The organism is Caulobacter sp. GW821-FHT11E10 (assembly GCF_058808375.1).
The window spans coordinates 17,888-40,614 of the sequence record NZ_JBXARP010000009.1 but is presented as its reverse complement, the minus strand read 5'-3'; the positions used below and the strand labels follow the sequence as shown (position 1 = coordinate 40,614).

General features: G+C 68.3%; 22 protein-coding genes. 10 read left to right on the top strand and 12 right to left on the bottom strand.

All coding sequences use genetic code 11. The features are described 5' to 3' along the window. Nucleotides 1-114: 114 nt before the first annotated feature. The 4 genes from AC1RRV_RS18805 (at nucleotide 115) to AC1RRV_RS18790 (ending at nucleotide 5,847) form a co-directional block, all read left to right on the top strand. Complete coding sequence (locus tag AC1RRV_RS18805) at nucleotides 115-1,635, top strand: replicative DNA helicase (RefSeq protein WP_492861424.1); 1,521 nt, start codon at nucleotides 115-117, stop codon at nucleotides 1,633-1,635. A gap of 68 nt (nucleotides 1,636-1,703) precedes the next feature. Then, nucleotides 1,704-2,405, top strand: a complete 702-nt coding sequence (locus AC1RRV_RS18800) for a MarC family protein (protein ID WP_492861175.1) — start codon at nucleotides 1,704-1,706, stop codon at nucleotides 2,403-2,405. Between the two features lie 124 nt (nucleotides 2,406-2,529). Next, entirely contained in the window at nucleotides 2,530-3,618 is a 1,089-nt protein-coding gene (gene alr / locus AC1RRV_RS18795) for an alanine racemase (protein WP_492861174.1), read from the top strand. 54 nt (nucleotides 3,619-3,672) lie between these two features. Then, nucleotides 3,673-5,847: a DUF6311 domain-containing protein gene (locus AC1RRV_RS18790; RefSeq protein ID WP_492861173.1), complete on the top strand. Its 2,175-nt coding sequence runs from the start codon at nucleotides 3,673-3,675 to the stop codon at nucleotides 5,845-5,847. Between the two features lie 4 nt (nucleotides 5,848-5,851). Here the strand turns inward: AC1RRV_RS18790 and AC1RRV_RS18785 are convergent, their stop codons facing one another. Next, nucleotides 5,852-6,472 carry a hypothetical protein gene (locus tag AC1RRV_RS18785; protein ID WP_492861172.1) on the bottom strand — a complete coding sequence of 207 codons (621 nt, stop codon included), beginning with the start codon at nucleotides 6,470-6,472 and terminating at the stop codon, nucleotides 5,852-5,854. A gap of 119 nt (nucleotides 6,473-6,591) precedes the next feature. On the opposite strand from AC1RRV_RS18785, the gene radA reads away from it, so the two are divergent. From radA to AC1RRV_RS18755, 6 genes are all read left to right on the top strand, one after another. After that, entirely contained in the window at nucleotides 6,592-7,974 is a 1,383-nt protein-coding gene (gene radA / locus AC1RRV_RS18780; RefSeq protein ID WP_492861171.1) for a DNA repair protein RadA, read from the top strand. Next, nucleotides 7,971-8,588: a CvpA family protein gene (locus tag AC1RRV_RS18775; protein ID WP_492861170.1), complete on the top strand. Its 618-nt coding sequence runs from the start codon at nucleotides 7,971-7,973 to the stop codon at nucleotides 8,586-8,588. The genes radA and AC1RRV_RS18775 overlap by 4 nt, the downstream gene beginning before the upstream one ends. Further along, nucleotides 8,585-10,102: an amidophosphoribosyltransferase gene (gene purF, locus AC1RRV_RS18770; RefSeq protein ID WP_492861169.1), complete on the top strand. Its 1,518-nt coding sequence runs from the start codon at nucleotides 8,585-8,587 to the stop codon at nucleotides 10,100-10,102. The genes AC1RRV_RS18775 and purF overlap by 4 nt, the downstream gene beginning before the upstream one ends. Before the next feature lie 60 nt (nucleotides 10,103-10,162). After that, complete coding sequence (locus tag AC1RRV_RS18765) at nucleotides 10,163-11,152, top strand: bile acid:sodium symporter family protein (RefSeq protein ID WP_492861168.1); 990 nt, start codon at nucleotides 10,163-10,165, stop codon at nucleotides 11,150-11,152. A gap of 49 nt (nucleotides 11,153-11,201) precedes the next feature. Continuing rightward, nucleotides 11,202-11,957 (top strand): SDR family NAD(P)-dependent oxidoreductase, encoded by a 756-nt coding sequence (locus AC1RRV_RS18760; protein ID WP_492861167.1) that lies wholly within the window; start codon nucleotides 11,202-11,204, stop codon nucleotides 11,955-11,957. A gap of 188 nt (nucleotides 11,958-12,145) precedes the next feature. Continuing rightward, on the top strand, nucleotides 12,146-13,630 hold the full coding sequence (locus tag AC1RRV_RS18755) for a methyl-accepting chemotaxis protein (protein ID WP_492861166.1): 1,485 nt from the start codon (nucleotides 12,146-12,148) through the stop codon (nucleotides 13,628-13,630). Here AC1RRV_RS18755 and AC1RRV_RS18750 read toward each other — a convergent pair. The 11 genes from AC1RRV_RS18750 to AC1RRV_RS18700 form a co-directional block, all read right to left on the bottom strand. Continuing rightward, complete coding sequence (locus AC1RRV_RS18750; RefSeq protein WP_492861165.1) at nucleotides 13,627-14,766, bottom strand: serine hydrolase domain-containing protein; 1,140 nt, start codon at nucleotides 14,764-14,766, stop codon at nucleotides 13,627-13,629. The two genes, AC1RRV_RS18755 and AC1RRV_RS18750, sit on opposite strands and share 4 nt — an antisense overlap. Nucleotides 14,767-14,821: 55 nt before the next feature. Then, a complete protein-coding gene (gene der, locus AC1RRV_RS18745; RefSeq protein ID WP_492861164.1) occupies nucleotides 14,822-16,582 on the bottom strand; it encodes a ribosome biogenesis GTPase Der in 1,761 nt (586 codons plus the stop codon). A 131-nt stretch (nucleotides 16,583-16,713) separates the two neighbouring features. Beyond that, entirely contained in the window at nucleotides 16,714-18,147 is a 1,434-nt protein-coding gene (locus AC1RRV_RS18740) for a PQQ-binding-like beta-propeller repeat protein (protein ID WP_492861163.1), read from the bottom strand. Continuing rightward, a complete protein-coding gene (locus tag AC1RRV_RS18735; RefSeq protein WP_492861162.1) occupies nucleotides 18,144-18,908 on the bottom strand; it encodes a tetratricopeptide repeat protein in 765 nt (254 codons plus the stop codon). Before AC1RRV_RS18735 ends, AC1RRV_RS18740 begins: the two co-directional genes overlap by 4 nt. A gap of 152 nt (nucleotides 18,909-19,060) precedes the next feature. Further along, entirely contained in the window at nucleotides 19,061-19,888 is an 828-nt protein-coding gene (panB, locus tag AC1RRV_RS18730) for a 3-methyl-2-oxobutanoate hydroxymethyltransferase (RefSeq protein ID WP_492861423.1), read from the bottom strand. A 122-nt stretch (nucleotides 19,889-20,010) separates the two neighbouring features. Next, nucleotides 20,011-20,391 (bottom strand): hypothetical protein, encoded by a 381-nt coding sequence (locus AC1RRV_RS18725; protein ID WP_492861161.1) that lies wholly within the window; start codon nucleotides 20,389-20,391, stop codon nucleotides 20,011-20,013. Then, a complete protein-coding gene (locus tag AC1RRV_RS18720; protein ID WP_492861160.1) occupies nucleotides 20,384-20,959 on the bottom strand; it encodes an RNA polymerase sigma factor in 576 nt (191 codons plus the stop codon). The genes AC1RRV_RS18725 and AC1RRV_RS18720 overlap by 8 nt, the downstream gene beginning before the upstream one ends. Nucleotides 20,960-20,990: 31 nt before the next feature. Then, complete coding sequence (locus AC1RRV_RS18715; RefSeq protein WP_492861159.1) at nucleotides 20,991-21,377, bottom strand: DUF6249 domain-containing protein; 387 nt, start codon at nucleotides 21,375-21,377, stop codon at nucleotides 20,991-20,993. A gap of 113 nt (nucleotides 21,378-21,490) precedes the next feature. Then, complete coding sequence (locus AC1RRV_RS18710) at nucleotides 21,491-21,799, bottom strand: hypothetical protein (protein WP_492861158.1); 309 nt, start codon at nucleotides 21,797-21,799, stop codon at nucleotides 21,491-21,493. Next, nucleotides 21,796-22,311, bottom strand: coding sequence for an RNA polymerase sigma factor (locus AC1RRV_RS18705; protein WP_492861157.1), 516 nt, complete (start codon nucleotides 22,309-22,311; stop codon nucleotides 21,796-21,798). Before AC1RRV_RS18705 ends, AC1RRV_RS18710 begins: the two co-directional genes overlap by 4 nt. After that, nucleotides 22,311-22,724, bottom strand: coding sequence for a hypothetical protein (locus AC1RRV_RS18700; protein ID WP_492861156.1), 414 nt, complete (start codon nucleotides 22,722-22,724; stop codon nucleotides 22,311-22,313). The genes AC1RRV_RS18705 and AC1RRV_RS18700 overlap by 1 nt, the downstream gene beginning before the upstream one ends. Nucleotides 22,725-22,727: the final 3 nt, after the last annotated feature.

Genomic DNA, 22,727 nt, shown 5'->3' with positions numbered 1-22,727 from the left:
GGAAGGCCCGTGCGCTTGCACTTTCGGGGGTTGAGAACATACACAGAATATCCCCGTTCATCTGAGTCGCCGGGCCAAGTCGCCCGCGCGTCGAGGGCCTCGTCGCGTTAACTTCTGAAGATGTCCTTCGTACCCGCGCTCGACCTGCGCCCCCCCCATGAAGAGCCCACGATCAACGTGGCGCCGCACAACATGGAAGCCGAGCAAGCGCTGCTCGGCGTGCTGCTCTATGATAACGCCGCCTATGAGCGCCTGACCGACAGCCTGCAGGCGCGGTGCTTCTACGAGCCGTTTCACCAGCGCCTGTTCCAGTCGATCGAGACGCACGTCCGCAAGGGCCAACTGGCCGAGCCGATCCTGCTGGCCGACGAGTTCAAGAAGGACCCCGCGTTCGAGGAACTGGGCGGCCTGCGCTATCTGGCCGACCTCGTCGACCGCGCCCCGCCGGCGGCCAATGCCGGCGACTACGCCCGGGTGATCTTCGACCTCTCGCTGCGCCGCGAGCTGATCCGCATCGGCGGCGACATCGCCGTGGCGGCCCAGGGCACGGTCGAGGAGAAGCGCACCGCTCGCGACCAGATCGAGGCGGCCGAACAAAGCCTCTACAGCTTGGCCGAAAGCGGCGCGGCGTCCTCCGGCTTCGTGAGCTTCGGCGACGCCCTGCGCGGCGCGGTCGAGATGACCGCCGAGGCCTACAGCCGCGACGGCGGCATGTCCGGCGTCTCGACCGACCTGATGGATCTCGACCAGAAGATCGGCGGCCTGCACCCGTCCGACTTGATCGTCCTGGCCGGCCGTCCCTCGATGGGCAAGACGGCCCTGGCGACCAACATCGCTTTCAACATCGCCAAGAAGTACGCCTACGAGATCCAGCCCGACGGCACCAAGAAGACCGTCCAGGGCGGCGTGGTGGCCTTCTACTCGCTGGAAATGAGCGCCGAGCAGCTGGCGCTGCGTATGCTGGCCGACGCCTCGGGCGTGTCGGGCGACCGCCTCCGCAAGGGCGAGATCGACGCCTCCGAGTTCGGCCGCGTCCGCGACGCGGCGATGGAGCTGCAGGAAGCGCCGCTCTATATCGACGCCACCGGTGGTATCTCGATTGCCAAGCTCACCGCCCGGGCCCGTCGCCTGAAGCGTCAGGTCGGCCTGGACCTGGTGGTGGTCGACTACCTCCAGCTGGTCACGGGTTCGGACCTCGGCTCGAACGCCAACCGCGTGCAGGAAGTCAGCCAGATCACCATGGGCCTCAAGGCCCTGGCCAAGGAACTGGGCTGCCCGGTCATCGCCCTCTCGCAGCTGTCGCGTCAGGTCGAGCAGCGCGAGGACAAGCGGCCTCAACTCTCCGACCTTCGCGAATCCGGCTCGATCGAGCAGGACGCCGACATGGTCTGGTTCGTCTATCGCGAGGCCTACTATGTCGGCCGCGCCGAGCCGCGCGAGGGCACACCAGAGCACCTGACCTGGCAGGAAGAAATGGACCGCCTGCAAGGCCTGGCCGAGGTCATCATCGCCAAGCAGCGTCACGGTCCGATCGGCACCGTGCGCCTGTCGTTCAACAGCGACACCACCCGCTTCGGCAATCTGGCCCGCGACCACTATTTCGCCCAGGCCCGGAACATTCCCTCGGACGAATAGAGCCGGTTTGACGAAGCGCGCCTCGTCGGGCCACGGTCGGTTTTCCGCCGCCGGAGCCGACGAGTCGCATGGACTTCAGCCCCCTGCCCACCTCCAGCCTGATCGGCGCCTTCCTGCTGGCGTTCCCGGCGCTGTTCTCGATCGTCAATCCGGTCGGAGCCTCGCTGATCTTCGACCAGGCCATGGGCGGACGGTCGCGATCCGAACGCCTGAAGCTGGCGCGGGCCATCGGCTTCTACGCCTTCCTGGTGCTATTGGGCTCGCTGCTGCTGGGCGGCTACATCCTGAACTTCTTCGGCGTCAGCCTGGGCGCCCTGCGGGTGGCCGGGGGCCTGGTCGTGACCATCCGCGCCTGGAGCCTGCTGATGGACCCGCAGGAGAACGAAGACCGCAAGACCGGCCAGACCGAACCGGCCCAGGCCCACGACGCCAAGGGTCACGAGGATGTCGCCTTCTTCCCCCTGACCATGCCGTTCACGACGGGCCCGGGCTCGATCTCGGTGGCCATCGCGCTTTCGTCCCAGCGCCCGACCGAAGGCGCGGCCGTGGCGCCGTTCTTCATCGGCGCGGGTCTGGCGGCGGCCCTGGTCGCGATCATGGTCTGGCTGCTCTACAGCGCCTCGGGCCAGGTCATGCGCCTTCTGGGCTCGTCGGGCGCGCGGGTGCTGTCGCGGCTGGTGGCCTTCCTGCTGCTCTGCATCGGGGTCCAGATCATCGCCTCGGGGGCCGAGAACCTCGTCGCCAAGTTCCTGGCCACGCACCACGTGTAGAGCCTGCTGGCGGCAGGCTCTATCTCTCACACCTTGAGCGTGGCGGGCGCCGAAACCGCCAACACTTTCGGCTGCCACGCTCTCTGCCGTTGAACCCCAAGGCCGCCTCGGCTACGCCCAAACCGTGACCGATCTCCACGACGCCCGCGTAACCATCGACCTCGACGCCCTGGCCGCGAACTACGCCGCCTTGCGCGCGCGGGCCGGCGACGCCGAGGTGGCCCCGGCCGTGAAAGCCGACGGCTACGGCCTGGGCGCGGCCAAGGTCGCCGATCGCCTGTGGGCCGAAGGGGCGCGAACCTTCTACGTCGCTCGCCTGGCCGAAGGCGTCGCCCTGCGTCAGGCGCTGGGCGATCGCGAGGCCGCCATCCACGTCCTGGACGGCGCCACGCCGGGTTCGGGCGACGCCCTCGAAGGCGCGAACCTGGTCCCGGTGCTCAACAGCCTGCCGCAGATCGAGGCCTGGAACAGTCGGGGGCGCTCCGGCCGCCTGAAGGCCGCGCTGCATGTCGACACCGGCATGAACCGTCTGGGCCTGCGGCTGGAAGAGCTGAAGGTCCTGGTCGGCGCCTTCGATCGCCTGAGCCGGCTAGACCTGGGTCTCGTCGTCAGCCACCTGGCCTGCGCGGACGAGCCGGCGCATCCCCTGAACGCCCGCCAGCTGGAGCGCTTCCAGGAAGCCGCCGCCCTGCTCCCGCATGCGCGGCGCAGCCTGGCCAATTCCGGCGGCCTGTTCCTCGGCGAGGCCTATCGCTTCGACCAGGCCCGGCCCGGCATCAGCCTCTACGGCGGCGGGCCCGAAGGGCGGCCGCATCCCGAGATCCGCGCCGTCGCCACGGTCGAGGCGCCGATCCTGCAGGTCCGTGTCGTGCCGCGCGGCGAGAGCGTCGGCTATGGCGCGGGCTGGACGGCGACGGAGACGACCCGTGTCGCCATCGTCGCGGCGGGCTATGCCGATGGCGTGCCGCGCGCCGCCTTCCCCCGTGGCGCGGTCTGGTTCGATGGTGCTCTGCGGCCAATGCTGGGTCGCGTCTCCATGGACCTGATCGCTGTCGACATCACCGACTGCGACGCCGCCCGGCCCGGCGCGATGGTCGAACTGTTCGGCGCCAACCTGCCGGTCGACGCCGCCGCCGAGGCCGCCGGCACCTCGGCCTACGAGCGGCTGACCCGATTGACGCTGCGCGCGACGCGCCGTTATCTCCCTTCGTAGAGGCGAGCCCGATCCGCAATCTTCGATAGAGCGTTCGCCCGGGGGAGCGTCTCGATGTCGAACAGCCTTGAGCAAGCCAGGCGAGCCGTCGTGGCCTTCGCGCGGGAGGAGCGCGGCGCCCGTTGGGTCTCGCTCGCCGCCGTCTTCATCGCCCTGGCGCTGTTCGGCCACTTGATCGGGTTCAAGCTGATCGGCGCCCATGCCGACTTCTGGCGCGCCCCCCACAACGACATGGCGGCGATGCTCGCTGGCCAGGAGGCGGTGTTCCGCCAGCCCTGGCGATTCCCGCTGGTGGTGACCGACCGGCTGTTGTCGCCCACGGCGCTGTCGACCGTCTATACCGACAGCATCCCCTGGATGACGATCGGCTTGAAGCTGACCGGTCTGTGGAAAGCGGCCAACGGCCTGGGCCTGTTCTTCCTGTTGTCCTACGCCCTGCAACCCTTGGCCATGATCGCCCTGCTGCGCGCCTGCGGCGTGCGCCAGGTCGTGCTCCAGTTCATGGGCGCCCTCCTCGCCCTGCTCTTACCCGCCTTCCTGATGCGGCACGGCCATGTGGCGCTCACCGGCCACTGGCTGTTGATCCTGGCCCTGGCGACCTCGATCGACAGCGCCCGCAAGGGCCTGACCTGGCGGCACGCGAGCGCCTTCGCCGGCCTCTCCGTCCTGGCCGCGGGGATCCACGCCTATCACCTGCCGCCGATCGGCTTGGCCTTCGCCGCCGCCCTGGCGTCCGAGATCGCCCAACGCCGCCCCAAGGCCTGGCTGAACGCGGCCAAGGCCTCGGCGCTGGTCCTGGGCGGCCTCGTCGTGACCGCGTTCCTGCTGGGCTATGGCGTCGGCCAGGGCGCGGACGGCGGCAAGAGCCCCATCGGCTTCTACTCGATGAACATCCTCGGCCCCCTGCTGCCGCAAGGCTCGGCGCTGTTCGGCCAGACGTTCAACGGCGGCTGGTTCGACCAGACCCTGGACCCGAACGGCGGCCAATGGTTCGAGGGCTACAACTATCTGGGCGCGGGCGTGCTGCTGACCCTCGTTGCCGGCATCCTGCTGTCGGTGCGCCATGGCTGGTTGCCGACCCCGGCGCGGGAGTGGGCGCGCCGCTGGCTGCCGCTGACCCTGACCATGGCCGTCCTGACGCTCTGGGCGATCGGTCCCAACCCGTACCTGGCCCAGCGCCTGCTGTTCACCGGGCCGAAGCTGGCCGGCGTCCTCGAGTGGCTGAGCCTGTTCCGCGCCCACGGCCGCTTCTTCTGGAGTGTAGCCTATCTGCTGATCGCCCTGTCCATCGTCCAGATCGGCCGCCATGCGCGTCCGGCTACGCTGCTCATCCTCGCTGTCGCCGCGATCGGCCTGCAGTGGGTGGATACCCATGAGATGCGTGCCGGCGTCCGCCATACCTTCAGCGCGCCCGCCCCGTCGTTCCATCCGGCCGCGCTGGAGACCACGCCGGCGCTGCACAACCGTCCGTGGGTGTTCACGCCGATCTTCTTCTGCGCCAGCGACGCCATCGACCGCATGGAGATCGCCCAGTTGACCCTGGTCGCCGTCCGCACGGGCGGTTCGTCAAACGGCGCCGCGACCGCGCGAGGACAAGGTTCGGCCTGCAACACGCCTGAGGACCTCTTCACGGTCGCCGCCCCCGGCGACAAGCGGATCACTGTGGTGATGGAGGGCAGCGCCGGCGCCGACTTCGCGCGTTTCGCCCAGCGCGCCGACTGCCGCCGCTTCCTGCGCGGCCTGATCTGCGGTCGCGACCTCGACAAGGTCACCGGCCTGGTCGAAATCTCCCCCTATGTCGCCACGGGGGAACGGGTCGTCGGCACGGCGATGTTCGATCAGGGCGTCAATCCGCCGGAACTGGTCTCAGGCTGGTCGGGCGCGGACCCCAAGGGCGTCTGGTCCGACGGGCCGCTCTCGGTGATGACCGTGCCGATTCCCGCCGCCGCGCCCAACAAGCCGCTGACCGTCGAGCTGCACGCCATGGCCTTCACCCTGCCGCCCGCGGTCATGCAGTCGGTCACGGTGTCGGTGAAGGGCCGCAAGCTGGTCGTGTGGCAGGTCGAGAAAGGCAACTGGCGCCCCTACCGCGTCAGTGTGCCGGCGGAGCTGGTGTCACCCGGCGAGCCTCTGACGTTGGACTACGCCATCTCCAATCCCAAGCCCTCGACGGCCGAGGATCGGCGGGGCCTGGGGCTGGGCGTGCAGAAGGTGATTATCAGCCAGTAGAGGCTCAGCCCGCCAGCGCCCGCAGCCGCGCAGCGTTGACGGTCTCGACCGCCGCCTTCAGCACCTCGACCGTCTCGGCCGAGCCCTCGGCCGAGATCGCGAAGCGGTCAGCGGCCACGATGCTGTAGCGTCCCGAGCTCGAGGCGGTGTCCCACTGCTCGGTGACCACGCGGCCACCCGCGGTGGTGATCTTCTCGTAGCCCGTCGCCGTGCGCTGCTCGGTGGCGACGCCCTTGGCGTCGGCGGACGCGCCAATGCTCCCGATCGCGCCGAAATCGGTGACGGCCAGCATGAAAGCCGAGTTCCCCTTGCCATAGCGGGCGCTGGCCTTGGCCATGCCGGGCTCCGGGCCCGTCTCGGTCTTCACCTCGGTTCGCGCATAGCCGCCGACGCTGGCCGGCAACAGGCCAGGCAGCCCGGCCGGGACCAAGACCCGCGTCCCCTTCTGGGCCGCCTTCTCCGCCTGAGCCGACTCCTTCTCGAGCTGGCTGAGACCGACCGTCCGGCCGTCCACCTCGATCGAACCTGAGGCGGCGCGCTCCCCTTTGGGACCGCACGCGGCGGCCAACAGAGCCAGAGCGATCAACGCGGCGCCGCATCCCATCCCGTTTCGCGTCCCGGCCATGGCCATTTGCTCCTTGATCCCATCCACAAGAACGCCGGGCCGCAACCTTGGCTGCGTCCGGCTTTGGCGCATCGCCGCCCCAGGCTGTACTCTCCCGACATCCAGAATCAGGAGACCTCATGGCCCGCGACGGCGCCGTATACGCCTGCCAGTCCTGCGGCGCGGTCCAGACCAAGTGGTCCGGACAATGCCCCGCCTGTCAAAGCTGGAATACGCTGGCCGAGGAGGTCGGCGCCAGACCCCCGGGCGCTTTGACGACCACCAAGGCGACCCGCGTGCGCGGCCTGCAGTTCACGGGCCTGGAGAGTGACACCGCTCCCCCGCCCCGCATCCAGACCGGAGTCGACGAGTTCGATCGCGTCTGCGGCGGCGGCGTGGTCCCGGGCTCGGCCATCCTGATCGGCGGCGACCCGGGCGTGGGCAAGTCCACCTTGCTGCTGCAGGTCTGCGCCAGCGCCGCTCTGCGTGGCGTTTCCTGCGCCTACATCTCCGGCGAAGAGGCCGTCGAGCAGATCCGGGGCCGCGCGGAGCGCATGGGCCTGGCCAAGGCCAATGTCAGCCTCGCGGCCGAGACCGCCCTGCGCGACATTCTTGATGGCCTGAAGCGTGACAACTTCGACCTCGTGGTCATCGACTCGATCCAGACGATGTGGAGCGACGCCCACGAAGCGGGTCCCGGCACGGTCACCCAGGTCCGCGCCTGCGCCACCGAGCTGGTCCGTCTGGCCAAGAAGAAGGGCGTGGCGATCCTCCTGGTCGGCCACGTCACCAAGGACGGTCAGATCGCCGGCCCCCGCGTGGTCGAACACCTGGTGGACGCCGTGCTCAGCTTCGAGGGCGAGCGCGGCTATCCGTTCCGCATCCTGCGCGGGGCCAAGAACCGCTTCGGGGCCACCGACGAGATCGGTGTCTTCGAGATGGGCGACGTTGGCCTGCGCGAGGTCAAGAACCCCTCGGCCCTGTTTCTCAACGAAGGCGGCGAGCGGGCGGCGGGCGCGGCGGTGTTCGCCGGCATCGAGGGTTCGCGGCCCGTCCTGGTGGAGTTCCAGGCCTTGGTCGCGCCCTCCGCGTACGGAACGCCCCGTCGGGCCGTGGTCGGCTGGGATTCCGGACGCCTGGCCATGGTGCTGGCGGTATTGGAATCCCGATGCGGCCTTGGTTTTGGCGACAAGGACGTCTATCTGAACGTCGCTGGCGGCCTTCGCATCACGGAGCCGGCGGCGGATCTCGCGGCGGCGGCGGCCTTGGCCTCCTCCGCCCTGGACGTCGCCCTGCCCCAGGACTGCGTCGTGTTCGGCGAGGTCAGCCTGTCGGGTGAAGTACGGCCCGTCAGCCGGATGGAGACGCGTTTGAAGGAAGCCGCGAAACTGGGATTTGGCCGGGCGCTCGGACCGCTCTCCGGTCTTCCGGAAGGCGGCGGAGCCCTGCCCGTGGCCGGGGTCGCTCGTCTTGCCGACGCCGTCCGCCGGATCGGCGACGAAATCTGGACCAGCCTTACGTGACGCCCTTCGACATCATCGCCGGACTGCTCCTGCTGGTGTCCGGCGTCACCGGCTGGGTGCGCGGCGCCTCGCGCGAATTGACCTCCGCCCTGTCCTTCATCTTCGCCGCCGCGATCGCCCTGTTCGGGCTGCGGCTAAGCGGACCGGTTTTCCGCAAGCTGATGGACCCCGACTGGGCCGCCACGGCCGCCGCGGTGCTGGTCGTGTTCGTGATCTTCTTCCTGATCTTCCGCCTGATCGGCGGCCGCTTGACGGCCAGCCTGCACGAGACCTCGGCGGGGACCCTGGACCGCGGCGTCGGCGCGACCTTCGGGGTGATCCGCGCCTGCGTGATCCTCGGCGTCTTCAACCTGTTGCTGCACCTGGCGACCCCGCCCGACCGCATGCCGCGCTGGGTGGAGGATTCGATGCTGTACCCCCTGTCGGAAGTCAGCGGCGCGGTGCTCAAGGTCTTCGCGCCCAAGGGCAAGGCTCTGGCTGGCAAGCTGGCGCCCGCGATCAAGGACGCCGTTCATGAGGGCGGCGACAATACGTCCGGCGAGAAATCGACCGGAAAAGGCTATGATGAGGACCAGCGTCGCAAACTCGACGACCTGGTGGAGAAATCGCGATGACCTTCCTGGGCCAGTCGACCGACCGCTATTCGTCCACGCCCCCATCCCTACCATTTGGGCGTGATCCGGAGGACGACACGCTCCGCCTGGAATGCGGCGTTTTCGGCGTCTTCGGCACGCGTGACGCGGCGGCCATCGCGGCCCTGGGCCTGCACGCCCTGCAGCATCGCGGCCAGGAAGCCTGCGGCATCGCCGCCTTCGACGGCAACCGCTTCCACACCGAGCGCCACATGGGCCACGTCGGCGACGCCTTCACGGGCGCCGACCTCGTCCAGCGCCTGCCCGGGAACATGGCCATCGGCCACACGCGCTATTCCACGGCCGGCGGCAGCGGCATCCGCAACGTCCAGCCGATGTTCGCCGATCTCGAAACCGGTGGCGTCGCCATCGCCCACAACGGCAACCTGACCAACTTCCTGACCCTGCGCGAGCGCCTGGTGCAGGAAGGCGCGATCTTCCAGTCGACCTCGGACAGCGAGGTGATCCTTCACCTGATCGCTCGGTCGCGGAAGGCCAAGATCGTCGACCGATTCATCGATGCGATCAGCCAGATCGAGGGCGGCTACGCCCTGGTGGCCATCACCAACAAGAAGATGATCGGCATGCGCGACCCGCTGGGCATCCGCCCGCTGGTGCTGGGCGACCTGGACGGCAAGCCGGTCCTGGCCTCCGAGACCTGCGCGCTGGACATGATCGGCGCCCGCTTCGTGCGCGACGTCGAGCACGGCGAGATGGTGGTGATCGAGGAGACCGGCGTCACCTCGACCAAGCCTTTCCAGATCGCCCCGGCCCGCCCCTGCGTGTTCGAATATGTCTACTTCGCCCGTCCCGACAGCGTCGTGAACGGCCGCTCGGTCTATGGCGTCCGCAAGCGCATGGGCCGCAACCTGGCCAAGGAAACCGGCGTCGAGGCCGATGTCGTGGTGCCGGTGCCTGACTCGGGCGTGCCGGCCGCGCTGGGCTTCGCCCAGGAGAGCGGCATCCCGTTCGAGATGGGCATCATCCGCAACCACTATGTGGGCCGCACCTTCATCCAGCCGACCCAAGGCGTTCGCGAGCTGGGCGTGCGCATGAAGCACAGCCCCAACCGCGCCGTCCTGGCCGGCAAACGCGTCGTGCTGATCGACGACTCGATCGTGCGCGGCACCACCTCGCTGAAGATCGTTCGCATGGTTCGCGAGGCCGGCGCCAAGGAGGTCCACCTCCGCTCGGCCAGCCCGCCGATCAAGTGGCCCGACTTCTACGGCATCGACATGCCCGAGCGCGAGCAACTGCTGGCCGCCAACAAGTCGCTGGAAGAGATGGCCAAGTTCCTGGAGGTCGACTCGCTCGGCTTCCTGTCGGTCGAGGGCCTGTACGACGCCCTGGAGGCCGGTCCCCGCGACCCGGCCGCCCCGCAGTTCACCGACCACTACTTCACCGGCGACTATCCGACCCGCCTCACGGACCGCGAGATCGCCGAGGGCCGCAACGAAACCAACGACAAGCAGCTTTCGCTGCTGGTCAGCGCATGACATATCCCTCGTCCCGCCGAAGCTTGACGATCTAGGACTTGGCGGGACGAGGATTTGTCCATGGGTTTCAAGAGCCTGCTCGATAAACTGAAGATCGAGCCCTACGTCATCGCCCTGTTCGGCATGGTCGTGCTGGCCTCGATCCTGCCGGTGCGCGGCGAGGCGGCGCACGGGCTGTCGCTGATCGTCAAGCTGGCCATCGCCCTGCTGTTCTTCCTGCACGGCGCCAAGCTGTCGCGCGAGGCCGTGGTCGCGGGGGTCACCCACTGGCGACTGCACCTGCTGATCCTGGCCTTCACCTTCGTGATGTTCCCGGTCCTGGGCCTGCTCACCGTCAAGCTGGGCCTGCTGTCCTCGACCCTGGCGGCCGGCATGCTGTTCCTATGCTGCCTGCCCTCGACCGTGCAGTCCTCGATCGCCTTCACCTCGATCGCCCGAGGCAATATCGCCGCCGCCGTCTGCGCGGCCTCGGCCTCGAACCTGTTCGGCATCTTCATCACGCCCGTGCTGGTCGGCCTTCTGATGCACACCCAGGGCGGCGCGGCGAGCGGCTGGAAGTCCATCCAGGACATCGTCGTCCAGCTGCTCCTGCCCTTCATCGTCGGCCAACTGGCCCGCCCGTGGGTCAGCCGGTATGTCGAGAAGCACAAGGCGCTGGTCGGCTATGTCGATCGGGGCTCGATCCTGCTCGTGGTCTACGCCGCCTTCAGCGAGGCCGTCGTCGGCGGCATCTGGCAGAAGGTTTCGGCGCTGGAGCTCGGGATCCTGCTGGTCGCCTGCGGCATCCTCCTGGCCATCGTCCTGGCCGTCACCACCTACGGCGCGCGGGCCCTCGGCTTCTCGAAGGAAGACGAGATCACCATCATGTTCTGCGGCTCGAAGAAGAGCATGGCCACGGGCGTGCCGATGGCCGGCATCCTGTTCCCGGGTCCGACGGCGGGGATCATCGTGCTGCCGCTGATGATCTTCCACCAGATCCAGTTGATGGCCTGCTCGGTGATCGCCCAGCACTACGCCAAACGACCCCAAGAGACGGTCGAGCAAGCTTAAGGGCTCCTGGCCGTTTCCGTTGTCCTCCCCATGCTCTAGAACCCGCGCCATGACTTCCGACTCCCAAACGCCGCTGGCCGGCCGCATCGCTCTCGTCACCGGCGCCACGCGCGGCATCGGCGAAGCTGTGGCTCTGGGCCTGGCCAAGGCCGGCGCCCATGTCATCGCCACGGGCCGCACCCAGGGCGCGCTCGAGGCTCTCGACGATGCGATCCTGCAGGCCACTGGCGAGCGCGCCACCCTGGTCCCGCTGGACCTGCGTGAACCCGACGGCCTGGACCACCTGGGCGCGGCCATCCACCAGCGCTGGGGCAAGCTCGACATTCTGGTCGGCGCGGCCGGCCTGCTGGGCCCCCTCACCCCGGTCAGCCATCTGGAGCCCAAGGGCTGGGACATGATCCTGTCCACCAACCTGACGGCCAACTGGCGCCTGATCCGGGCCATGGACCCGCTGCTGCGCGCCTCGGACGCCGGCCGGGCCCTGTTCTTCACCAGCAGCGTCGCCAAGACCCGCCCGGCCTTCTGGGGCGCCTATGCGGCGACCAAGGCGGCGCTGGAGGCCTTGGTCGACGTCTATGCCGACGAGACCGAGAACACCCCGATCCGCGCTCTCTGCGTCGATCCCGGGGCCATGCGCACGCGCATGCGGTCCGGCGCCTTCCCCGGCGAAGATCCCAAGACCGTGCCGGCGCCCGAGACGATCGTCCCGTTCGTCATCGACCTGGTCCGCCCCGACCGCGAGCCGCCCAAGGGCGTCTTGCGCTTCAAGGATCGCGGCCAGGAGTCCCCCTCCGTCGACGCCTGACCGCGAATCGCTCACGGCGGTCGCGGACCTTTCGATAGACGCCTGGGTTGTTCGCGGTCGCTGAATGCCACCCTGACGCATGATTGACGAACGCTGTTTTGCGACTTCTTCGCAGATTAGCGAGTCATTAACCACACCACCCCAAGAGCTTCTTTCGCGACAACGGCGTCGCGTTTTGAGGCTCTGCAATGGCGTTGTTTTCTCGCGGCCGCGACACCGGTGATCAAGCCGCCCGCATCACTGACTTGGAGGCTGTCGTCGCCGCCATCCAACGCTCCCAGGCGGTGATCGAGTTCAATCTCGACGGCACGATCATCACGGCCAACGACAACTTCCTGCGGACGATGGGCTACGCCCTTTCCGAGATCCAGGGCCGCAATCACAGCCTGTTCGTGGGGGCCGACGAAGCCGACAGCGCCGCCTATCGCGAGTTCTGGCGCAAGCTGAGCGCCGGCGAGTACGTCGTCGACAAGTTCAAGCGCATCGGCAAAGGCGGCAAGGAGATCTGGATCCGGGCCTCGTACAACCCGGTGATGGACAAGCAGGGTCGTCCGTTCAAGGTCATCAAGTTCGCCGCCGATGTCACGGGCGGCGAGGTCGAGCGTCGCCGCATCGAAGCCGAGCGCGAGCAAACCGCGCGGGAGCAGGACCACGTGGTGTCCGCCTTGGCCGAGAGCCTGGGCCGAATGGCGCGGGGCGACCTGACCGCCCGTATCGAGGCGCGCTTCGACGGCCGCTACGCCCAACTGAAGGAAGACTTCAACGCCGCCATCGACAGCCTGAAGGACGCCATGGGCTCGATCGCCGAGGCGGCCAGCGGCATGGAAGCCGGCGCAAACGAAATCGCGGGCGCCTCCAGCGACCTTTCCAAGCGCACCGAGCAACAGGCCGCCAGCCTGGAAGAGACCGCCGCGGCCCTCGACGAGATCACCGCCACGGTCCGCCGCAGCGCCGATGGCGCCAAACAGGCCTCGGCCGCCGCTTCGGCCGCCAGCACCGACGCCGATCGCTCGGGCGAGGTCGTCCGCGAGGCCGTCGCCGCCATGGGTGAGATTGAAAAGTCCTCGGGCCAGATCACTCAGATCATCGGCGTGATCGACGAAATCGCCTTCCAGACCAACCTGCTGGCCTTGAACGCTGGGGTCGAGGCCGCGCGCGCGGGTGACGCCGGCCGAGGCTTCGCCGTCGTGGCTCAGGAAGTTCGCGCCCTGGCTCAACGCTCGGCCGACGCGGCCAAGGAGATCAAGACCCTGATCGCCAGCAGCACCTCGCAGGTCGAGCGCGGCGTACGCTTGGTGGGCGACACCGGTCAGGCCCTGTCCGGCATCGTCGCCAAGGTCGGCGAGATCAACAGCCTGATCCGCGAGATCGCCGACTCCTCGCAGGAGCAAGCCACGGGTCTCAACGAGGTCAACGCCGCGGTGAACCAGATGGACCAGGTCACCCAGCAGAACGCCGCCATGGTCGAGCAGGCCAATAGCGCCGCCGCGTCGCTGCGCGGCGAGGCCCATGACCTGGCCCACCAGGTGTCGCGCTTCCAGACCGGCAGGCCGCCCGAACGCCGCGCCGCGCCTGCGCCCGCTCGCAAGGCCGTTCACGAACAACGCGTCCGGGCCCAGGGCCTGGCGCGCCCAGGCGCGGCGGCGGCGGCGGCCAACTGGGAAGAATTCTAGGGTGTGGGAGAGCGAACCTGCCGAAGCAGCAGGTTCGCCGTGGCCGCCGCCGAGCCGTCACCGGTCAAGGCGGCGGCCACGATCACACCATCCTTGACCGAATAGGCCACGACCGCATTGCCGCCCGGGGTTCCGCCGAGATGGCCGAGCCACAGGCTTTTCGAGCCGTCGGCCTCTGGAACCTCGGTCACCATCACGCCCAACCCGTAGAAGCTCCCGGCATCGAACATCGGATAGAGCTTGCCGAACATCGCCTGGACGGTCTCCTGCTTCAGCAGCTGGCCGCCCAGCAGCGCGCCCCAGACCCGCGCCATGTCGCCGGCCGAGCCGACGGCGGGCCCCGCTGGCCCAGCCCAGGCCGGCTCGATCGGCGCCTCCTTGGCCGAGACCAGCTTGGCGACGTCCTCGGCCTTGTCGACGATCGACAGCATCCTCAGGGCCTTGAGCCCCAGGGGCTTGACGATCCGGGCCTCCACCGACGTCTGCCAGGACTGGCCGTCGACCGTCTCGATGACCTTGCCCAGCAAGGCGTAGCCGGTGTTCGAGTAGCGCCAGCGCTCGCCAGGGCATGACATGGCGCCGTGGCGGGCGATGATCTTCAGGTCCTCGTCCAGGGTGTGGGCGCGATGCTCCGCCCTCGCCTTCAGGTCCTCGTTGGCGCTGAACAGGCCGCCTGTATGGGCCAGGAGGTCCCGGATCGTGACCACGTCGCCATTCGGAACCCCGGCCACATACTTGCCGATGGGGTCTTCCAGCTTCAATTTGCCGGCCTCGACCAGCTGCAGGACGACGACCGCGATCAAGGTCTTGCCGGCGCTCGCCCAGAACAGCATCGGCGGCTGCTCACCGCTGTCCGTGCGCTCCCAAGCGCCCTTGCCGGGAACGAGTACGGCGGCGGTCGCGGCCGGAGCCTTGGTCGCCGCCTTGGCCTGGTCGAAAGCCGCCTCCAGCCGCGCGACCGTCACGGGGTCGAGCGCGGCCTTGGGGATTTCGGGCACGAGCGGCGGCGCGACCGGCGCATGCGGCGGCGGGCCGGCATAGGTCAGCGCGCTCTTGCAGACCACGGGCTTGTAATCGGCGGCCGCCGCGATCGCCGGCAGAACCGCCAAGACCAAGCTCAGCCCGATCGCTCGCATCGCCATTCTCCGCGTCTGGCCTCAGGAGGCTAAACGCGTATGGCGAAGTTTAGGCTCACCGCCCCTTCGGACGACCCGGACCGGTATTGCCCCGCACCGTGCGCGCCCCGGAGACCGGACGCTTGGGCCCGGCCGCCTTGCCGCCGGCCGACTTGGCGCCGACCTTGTAGCTGGGCGCGGTCGAGACCTTCTTCTGGACCTTGGGGCCCAGCTTCTTGACCGACTTGACCGCGGCCTTGCCGGGCTCGGCGGCGACAGCGCTCTCGACCGCCGGAGCAGCCTTGGCGGCGGGGGCCTTCTTCTTGACCGGCTTAGCCTCGCGCGGATCGGGCAAGCCCGCCTCGATCGCGGCCTTGGCGGCGGCTTCGTCGGCCAGGCGCTTGGACTTCTTGACCGTGTTGCGCGAGGCCCGGATGCGTTCTTCCTCGCGTTCCCGGCGTTCGAACTCGCGCTTGCCCCGGCCGCTGTGGCCCTTGGCCTCGCCGTCGGCATAGGGGTTGGCGCCCGACTTGATGGTGATGCGCAGCGGCACCCCCGGCAGGTCGAAGCTCTCGCGCAGGCTGTTGATCAGATAGCGCCGATAGTGATCGGGCATCTGGTCGGCGCGGCTGGAGAACAGCACGAAGGTCGGCGGACGGGCCTTGGTCTGGGCCATGTACTTGGGCTTCACGCGGCGACCGCTGACGGCGGGCGGCGGGTGGCGCTGCATGGCCATCTGCAGCCAGTCGTTCAGGTCGCGCGTCTTGACCTTGGTCGACCAGTCCTTGTGGATCTTCAGCACGGCCGGCATCAGCTTGTTGACGCCGCTGCCGGTCTCGCCCGACAGCGCCACCACCGGCGCGCCGCGCACCTGGGGCAGCATGCGCTCGGCGTGTTCGCGGAAGGCGGCCAGGGTCGCGGCCTGGTCCTCGATCAGGTCCCACTTGGCCAGCACGAAGACCAGGGCGCGGCCTTCGCGCTCGGTCAGGTCGGCGATCTGCAGGTCCTGGATCTCGAACGGATGGGTAGCGTCCATCACCAGCACCACGACCTCGGCGAAGGTGATGGCGCGGATGGTGTCCTGGGTGGAGAGCTTCTCCAGCTTCTCCTGCACCTTGGCCTTCTTGCGCAGACCGGCGGTGTCGACCAGGCGGACCTTCTTGTCGCCCCAGACCCAGTCGACCGAGATGGAGTCGCGGGTGATGCCGGCCTCGGGACCCGTCAGCAGGCGCTGCTCGCCGATCAGGCGGTTGATCAGGGTGGACTTGCCGGCGTTCGGGCGGCCGACGATGGCCAGGCGGATCGGCTTGTCCTCGTCGTCCTCGTCGCCGGAATATTGGTCCTCGGGAACAGCTTCCAGCATGGCGGCATAGAGCTCGGCCATGCCCTCCCCGTGCTCGCCCGAGATCGGGATCGGCTCGCCAAGACCCAGCTTGTACGCTTCGCCGATACCCGACTGGCCGGCTTTGCCCTCGGCCTTGTTGGCGGCGATGATCACCGGCTTGCCGCGACGGCGCAGCAAGGTGGCGAACACCTCGTCCAGCGGGGTGACGCCCTCGCGGGCGTCATAGATGAACAGCGAGAGGTCGGCCTCCTCGACGGCCAGTTCGGTCTGGTGGCGCATGCGCGCCTCGAGGCTCTCGTCGGAGACGTCCTCGAAGCCGGCGGTGTCGATCAGTTCCAGGTCCAGGTCGCCGAGGCGTCCCGAGGCATAGCGGCGGTCACGGGTGACCCCCGGCTGATCGTCGACGATGGCCAGCTTCTTGCCGGCCAGACGGTTGAACAGCGTGGACTTGCCCACATTCGGGCGGCCGACGATGGCGAGTTTCAAAGGCATAGGCGTCCAGTAGTCGATTTTCGGCCAAGTCGCAAAAGCGGCTCGGAAAAAGCGAAGGCCCGGGCCAGCTTTCGCCGACCCGGGCTTCAAGAGCATTCAGTTGTCGTCCGGGCTCGAAAGAGCCCTTTCGGCTAGCGGATGGCGACCAGTTCGGCCTCGTCCGTGACCAGGTAGATCATGTCGCCGACCGCGATCGGGTTCAGCAGAACCGCCGCGCCGATCTTCAGAGTCTTTTCCTTGGCGCCGGTCTTGGCGTTCAGGGCCACGGCCTCGCCGGCGCTGGACACCGTGATCAGGCGACCATTGGCCAGGATCGGGGTCGACCACAGGATCGGGTGCTTGGCGCGCTTCTTCTTCTGCTTCTTGGAGAGGGCCTCGGTGTTGTTGAGGTCCTGCAGCCAGTAGACCGAGCCGTTTTCGCGCGAGACGCAGATAACCTGGCCGGCCTTGTCGACGACATAGACGACATCGCCGGCGGCCCAGGGGGTGGTGATGGCCGTGACGGGCAGGCTCCAGCGGGCCTGGCCGGTGCGCAGGTCGGTGGCGGCGAAGACGCCTGAATGGCTGACGGCGAAGACGTCGCCCTTGTAGATCACCGGGCGGCCCGGGATGTCGCGGATTTCCGACAGCGCGTTGGTGCGGCTGGCGCGCGACAGGGCCTCGCTCCACAGGTCGTTGCCGTTGGCGGCGCGCAGGGCCACCAGTTCACCCGAAGCGAAGCCCGAGACGACCGTGTCGCCACTGACGGCCGGGGTCGAGGAGCCCAGGATACGGGCCGGCTCGCTCAGCGCCTGATAGGTCCAGCCGGGCGCGCCGGTTTCGGCGTTGTAGGTCAGCAGCTCGTTATCGGTCGACACGACGAAGACGCGGCCGTCGACGACGGTCGGCGCGCCATGGATCGGGGTCGAGGTCGGTTGCGTCCAACCCAGATCGCCCGTCGTGGCGTCCAGCTGGGCCACGAAACGGAAGCCGGAAGAGACATAAAGCTTGTTGCCCGCGCCGACGGCGACGCCGCCGCCGAAGCCCAGGCGGTCATTCTTCTTGGGGATCAGGCCCAGGAAGCCGCCCTTGATGCTCGGGCCGGCCGCGGGACGGAGATCCTTGCGCCAGATCGTCGAGCCGGTCCTGGCGTCCAGGGCCACGACGTCGGCGACGCCGTCCATCACGTAGACGCGACCGTCGGCCGAAACCGGCGGGGCGGTGACGTGGAACTGGCGGCCGCCCTTCTTGCCGAAGCCCTTCTTCCAGGCGATCTCGAAGGCCTTGCCCGCGTCGACATGCTCGATCGACTGCTCGGGGTTACCGCCCGGCAGGCGCCACTCGGTCTGGGCGACCGCTTCGGGCAGGAAGAAGTCGGCGCCCTTCAGCGACTCGCTGGCCTCGACCTTCTGGTCGAAGGCGATGATCGAGATGCGCTGGCCTTGGCTGGCCGTGGATTTGTTCTTGTCGCCCTTCCCGCCAAACGGGTTGAGCTTCGAAACCGTCGAGCAGCCGGAGACGGCCACGGTCGCCGACATCAGCGCGACCAGGGCGACGGAACGCTTGGAGATCATCAGACGGCTCATTGGGCGGCGTTGGGGGCGGCTTGCGGGCCGGCGACGGGAGGCAGTTGGCTCATAGGCGGCATGGGCGGCAGGCTGGCGGCGGCCTTCACGGCGGCGGCCAAGTCCTTGGCCGAGCCCGAGTCGATCAGTTGCATGGCCGCCTGAGCGCGCTGGCGCACCTCTTCGGACGTGCTGGCGTCGAGCGAATTGGCCAGGATCACGAAACCCGCGCGGGCGCCGGCCGTATCACCGGCCTGCAGCTTGGCGAAGGCCAGGGCCTCCTTGGCGTACACGCGGTACGGACTCTTTTCCCCCGCCAAAGGCGTCAACCTCGTCTCGATGTCTTTGTACGAGGCGGTGTCCATCAGCGCGAAGGCGGATTTGAGGCGCGCCAGGTCGCCCAGCAGCGGGCTCGGCGCGGCCTTCGCGGCCTCGTCGAAATAGGTGACGGCTTCCTTGGTCTTGTTCTCTTCGATGCGGATGTCGCCCATCTGCAGCAGGGCCAGGGCCTTATAGCCCTTGGCGCCCCCGTCGGCGACGGCCTTGAACTGGCCGAAGGCCTTGGTCGGACCTTGCTTCTGCGCGGTCTCGAGGGCCGCCTGGTAGCTTTCCGAGGCCTTGTTGGCCTGGTTGGCCTGGTACGAATTCCAGCCCCAGTAGCCGCCGACGCCGATAACGACGGCCGCCGTCGCCGCCGCCACCCAGGGCAGCGACTTCACCACGAGGGTGCGATAACGCTCCGACCGAAGCTGCTCTTCGACTTCGTCAAAAACATCGACCACGAAACGAGGCTCCGAAACGGGCGGTGCCGCCCTTGGACGTCGCGCCCGAACTTGGCCGACATCGCTGGTTTAAGACAGATTGTGGCGGGCGAAGGGCCGCCCGTCGAGGCGGGGAACCTATAGCGTGCCGCGCCGTGCCGCAACGCGCCGTTTCAGGTCTTCTTGGCGTAGTAGGTCTCGGCCTCGCCGGGGAAGCTGCGGTTCTTCACGTCGCGGGCGTATTCCGCCGCCGCGCGCTCGATTTCGTTCTTCAAATCGGCGTAGCGACGAACGAATTTCGGCGTCCAGTCGAACAGACCCAGCATATCGTCGACCACCAGGACCTGGCCGTCGCACCCAGCCGAGGCGCCGATTCCGATGGTCGGGACCGACACGGCCTCGGTGACTTCGCGCGCCAGGCTCTCGGCCACGCCCTCGACGACGATGGCGAAGGCCCCGGCCTCGGCGGTCTGGCGGGCTTCCTCCAGCACCTTGGCGCGGCCGGCCTCGTCCTTGCCCTTGGCCTTGAAGCCGCCTTCCAGCAACACCGCCTGGGGGCGCAGGCCGACATGGCCCATCACCGGCACGCCGCGCTGGGTGAGATAGGCGATGGTCGCGGGTACGGTGGGACCGCTCTCGACCTTCACCGCTTGGGCGCCGGTCTCCTTCATGATCCGTACGGCGTTGGCGTAGGCTTCCTCGTGCGAGGCCTCGTACGAGCCGAACGGCATGTCGACCACGACCATGGCCTTCCTCGAACCGCGCATGACCGCCTGACCGTGCAGGATCATCATCTCCATGGTCACGCCGACGGTGTTGGGCAGGCCATGAACCACCATGCCGACCGAATCCCCCACCAGCAACAGGTCGCAGGCGTCGTCCAACGCGGCGGCGACGGGGGCGGAATAGGCGGTCAGGCAGACGATCGGCTCGCCGCCCTTGCGCGCGGTGATGTCGGGGGCGGCCAGACGGCGGACCGTCTCTTCACGGTGAGCGGACAGGGCGAACCCTCCCTACGGCTATACTTTGGGCGCCGTTTGTGGGCCGGATTGCGCCGCACCGCAACATGAACAGTGATAACGCCGCCCGCCGCGCCCTGATCGAGCCCGGCGAGCGGCGCCGATTAAAGTTCCTCGACCGCTCGCGTCACGGCGAAGGCCAGGGCCACCACCGCCAGACCCGCCGCCAGCCACAGCGCCTCGGCGCTGGCCGGCGTGGTCAGCACCGCATTGAACTTGGCGATGCTCGCGTCGATCTCGGTCTGCAGGTTGTGGCCGCTGTTGCGGGACAACTGAGAGACCTCGTTGGAGAAGCGGCTGCTCAGGATCTGGAACGCCGCGAACAGGCCGGCGGCGGTGCCGGCCCCAGCGATAAAGACCCGTCGCATCGCCCAGCCACGGTCCAGCTTGGCCGCCATCTGCGCGTTGAACAGCGCCGAGTCCGGAAACGATGGCGCTTCGGCGAACATGCGGCTCAACTGCGCTTCGAAATCGGGTTCAGCCATGAGCCTCCCTCCTCGCGCCTTCCTCGGGTCGGGCGAGTTTCGCCCGAAGTTTGTCCAAACCACGTTTGACATGGGATTTGACCGTGCCGATCGGGATGTTCAAGGCCTCGGACGCTTCCGCGTGAGACCAATCGGCTCCGTAGCAGAGCGAAACGCATAGGCGCTCGCCCCGTGACAGAACCTTCAACGCCTCGTCGAGATCGATGCGGCTGGCGGCGTCTCTCGAGGCGTCGCGCACCATAACGTCCTCGACCGGCTCGACGTTGTCCGAGAAGATCAGTCGCGCTTCCCGCTTGACCTTCTTCAGATAGAGCCGAGCGGCGATCTTCTTGATCCAGGCGCCGAAGGTTCCATCCCCCCGATACTCGGCCACCTGTTCGAAACCAGCCATGAACGCATCTTGGGCCAGGTCGTCGGCCGTGGACGGATCGGCGCCCATGCGTCTCAAGAGACCCCGGACGGCCGAGCCGTGCCGACGCACCAGCTCCCCGTAGGCCCTTCGGTCGCCCGCCGCCGCAAGGGCGGCGAGTTCAACGTCGTGACCGGTTGGCGGGCGTTCCATGCCCATTGGGTCAAGCCCTCCCCAGGCTCCCGGCGGCTTAAGCCCGCTGGTCCTTGTTGGGGTTGAAGAAGCTCAGGATGATATAGGCGATGCCGATCACGGTCGGGATGCTGGCGACACCCAGCGCCGGCGACACCACGTCGTGCTCGTCGAGCCCCACGCAGACGCCGAAGATGGCGAAGCCGATGCCGACGGCGATCATGATGACACCGGTGCGGATGTCGCGAACCGCCGACGAGGCCGGACGGACATCGCGGGTCAGGGTTTCCACGACCTCGGCCGGCAGGGCTTGGCCCTTTTCGATCGCGGTGCGGACCACGTCGTGCATGCGCCGACGCTCCAGATGCTTGAAGAGGCCCAGGATGGGCAGACAGACAATCGCCGCGACCATCGCGAACGCACCCAGCGGAACGAGCATTTCCATAAGTCTTCCTCCAGTTCGTTGGACGACGCCCCCGCGCCGCCTTCACTAGTAAGAGGCGTCCATGGCTCTGTTTGGAGGCGCCCGCCGGGATGAAACTTTCGTAAGACTGGAAATCAGCCGACAGACAGCCCCAGGCGGCGCCAGACCGAAGGACCGCCAGCCGCCAAGACCGTCATCGCCAGGAACAAGATCGCGGCGATCGGCGCCAAGGCGGGCGCCAGCGTCGACACGGCCAGGTTCAGCACCGGCGAGCAGACCCAGAGGACCAGGGCCAGGACCACCGCCCCGGCGGCGGCCGTGGTCAAGCCGTCCAGGAAGGCCTGACGCTCGATCCGCTTCATCACCTCGGCGGTGAAGATGTCGGCGCGGCTTTGCTTGGGCGTCTCGCCCAGGAAAGCCGAGAGTTGATCGTCCAGGTTCATCGGGCTTCTCCTAGAACGGCCAGCAGTCGCTCGCGACCACGGGTAACATGCGATTTGACGGTGCCCAAAGGAAGTCCGAGCGCGTCGGCCACTTCGGCGTGGGACCAGCCCTGGCCGAGACTAAGCGTAACGCAGGCGCGCTGGTCTTCCGGAAGGGTCGCCAGGGCCTTTTCGAGCGCCATGCGATCCTCGGCCCCGACCTCCGCGGCGGCTTCCAGTTCCTGCTCCCCCCGCCAGGCTTCGTCGCGAGCGGCCGCGCGCTGGGCGCCGCGCCGTTGCGAGAGAGCCTTCTTCCAGGCCACGCCATAGAGCCAGGCCCGGAAGCCCTCGTCCTCGCGCAGCTTGGGAAGACCCGCCCAGGCGGCCACGAAGGCTTCCTGGGCGATGTCGTCGGCGTCGATCCAGCCGCTCTTGCGCAGGAAACCCCGCAGCGGCTTCTCGTGGATCGCCACCAGCCGCGCGAAGGCGGCCTGGGAGCCCGCGCGCGCCTGTCTGACGAGCGCGGCTTCCATCAGATGGTCGGGCCTTTCTGGTCGAGCACCACCTGCACCAGGGTCGCCGCGCACAGCGAGCCCAGTACGAAGGCCGCGATCACGAAGGCCTCGCCGGCGCCGTACATGTCGGTCGCCGCGGCGACGGTGAAGCCGCAGGCCAGCAGGCCGAACAGCACCACCTGGTACCAGGTGCGCTCGCGGCGGCGGCGGTAGCGCGGACGATCATCGTCGTCGGCCTCGCCGTGCCAGCGCTTGTTGAGCTTGCCCAGCAGCTCGGGCGGCGGCTCGCGGCCAGCGGCGGCGTAGGTCTTGATCAGGTCCAGCGTCTCGCGATTGGCGCGGTACGACAGCCAGCTCTGCCAGGCGCCGAACACGAACCAACTCATCGGGAAGATAAGCCACCAGAAATGACGGAACAGGTCTTCGGACATCGT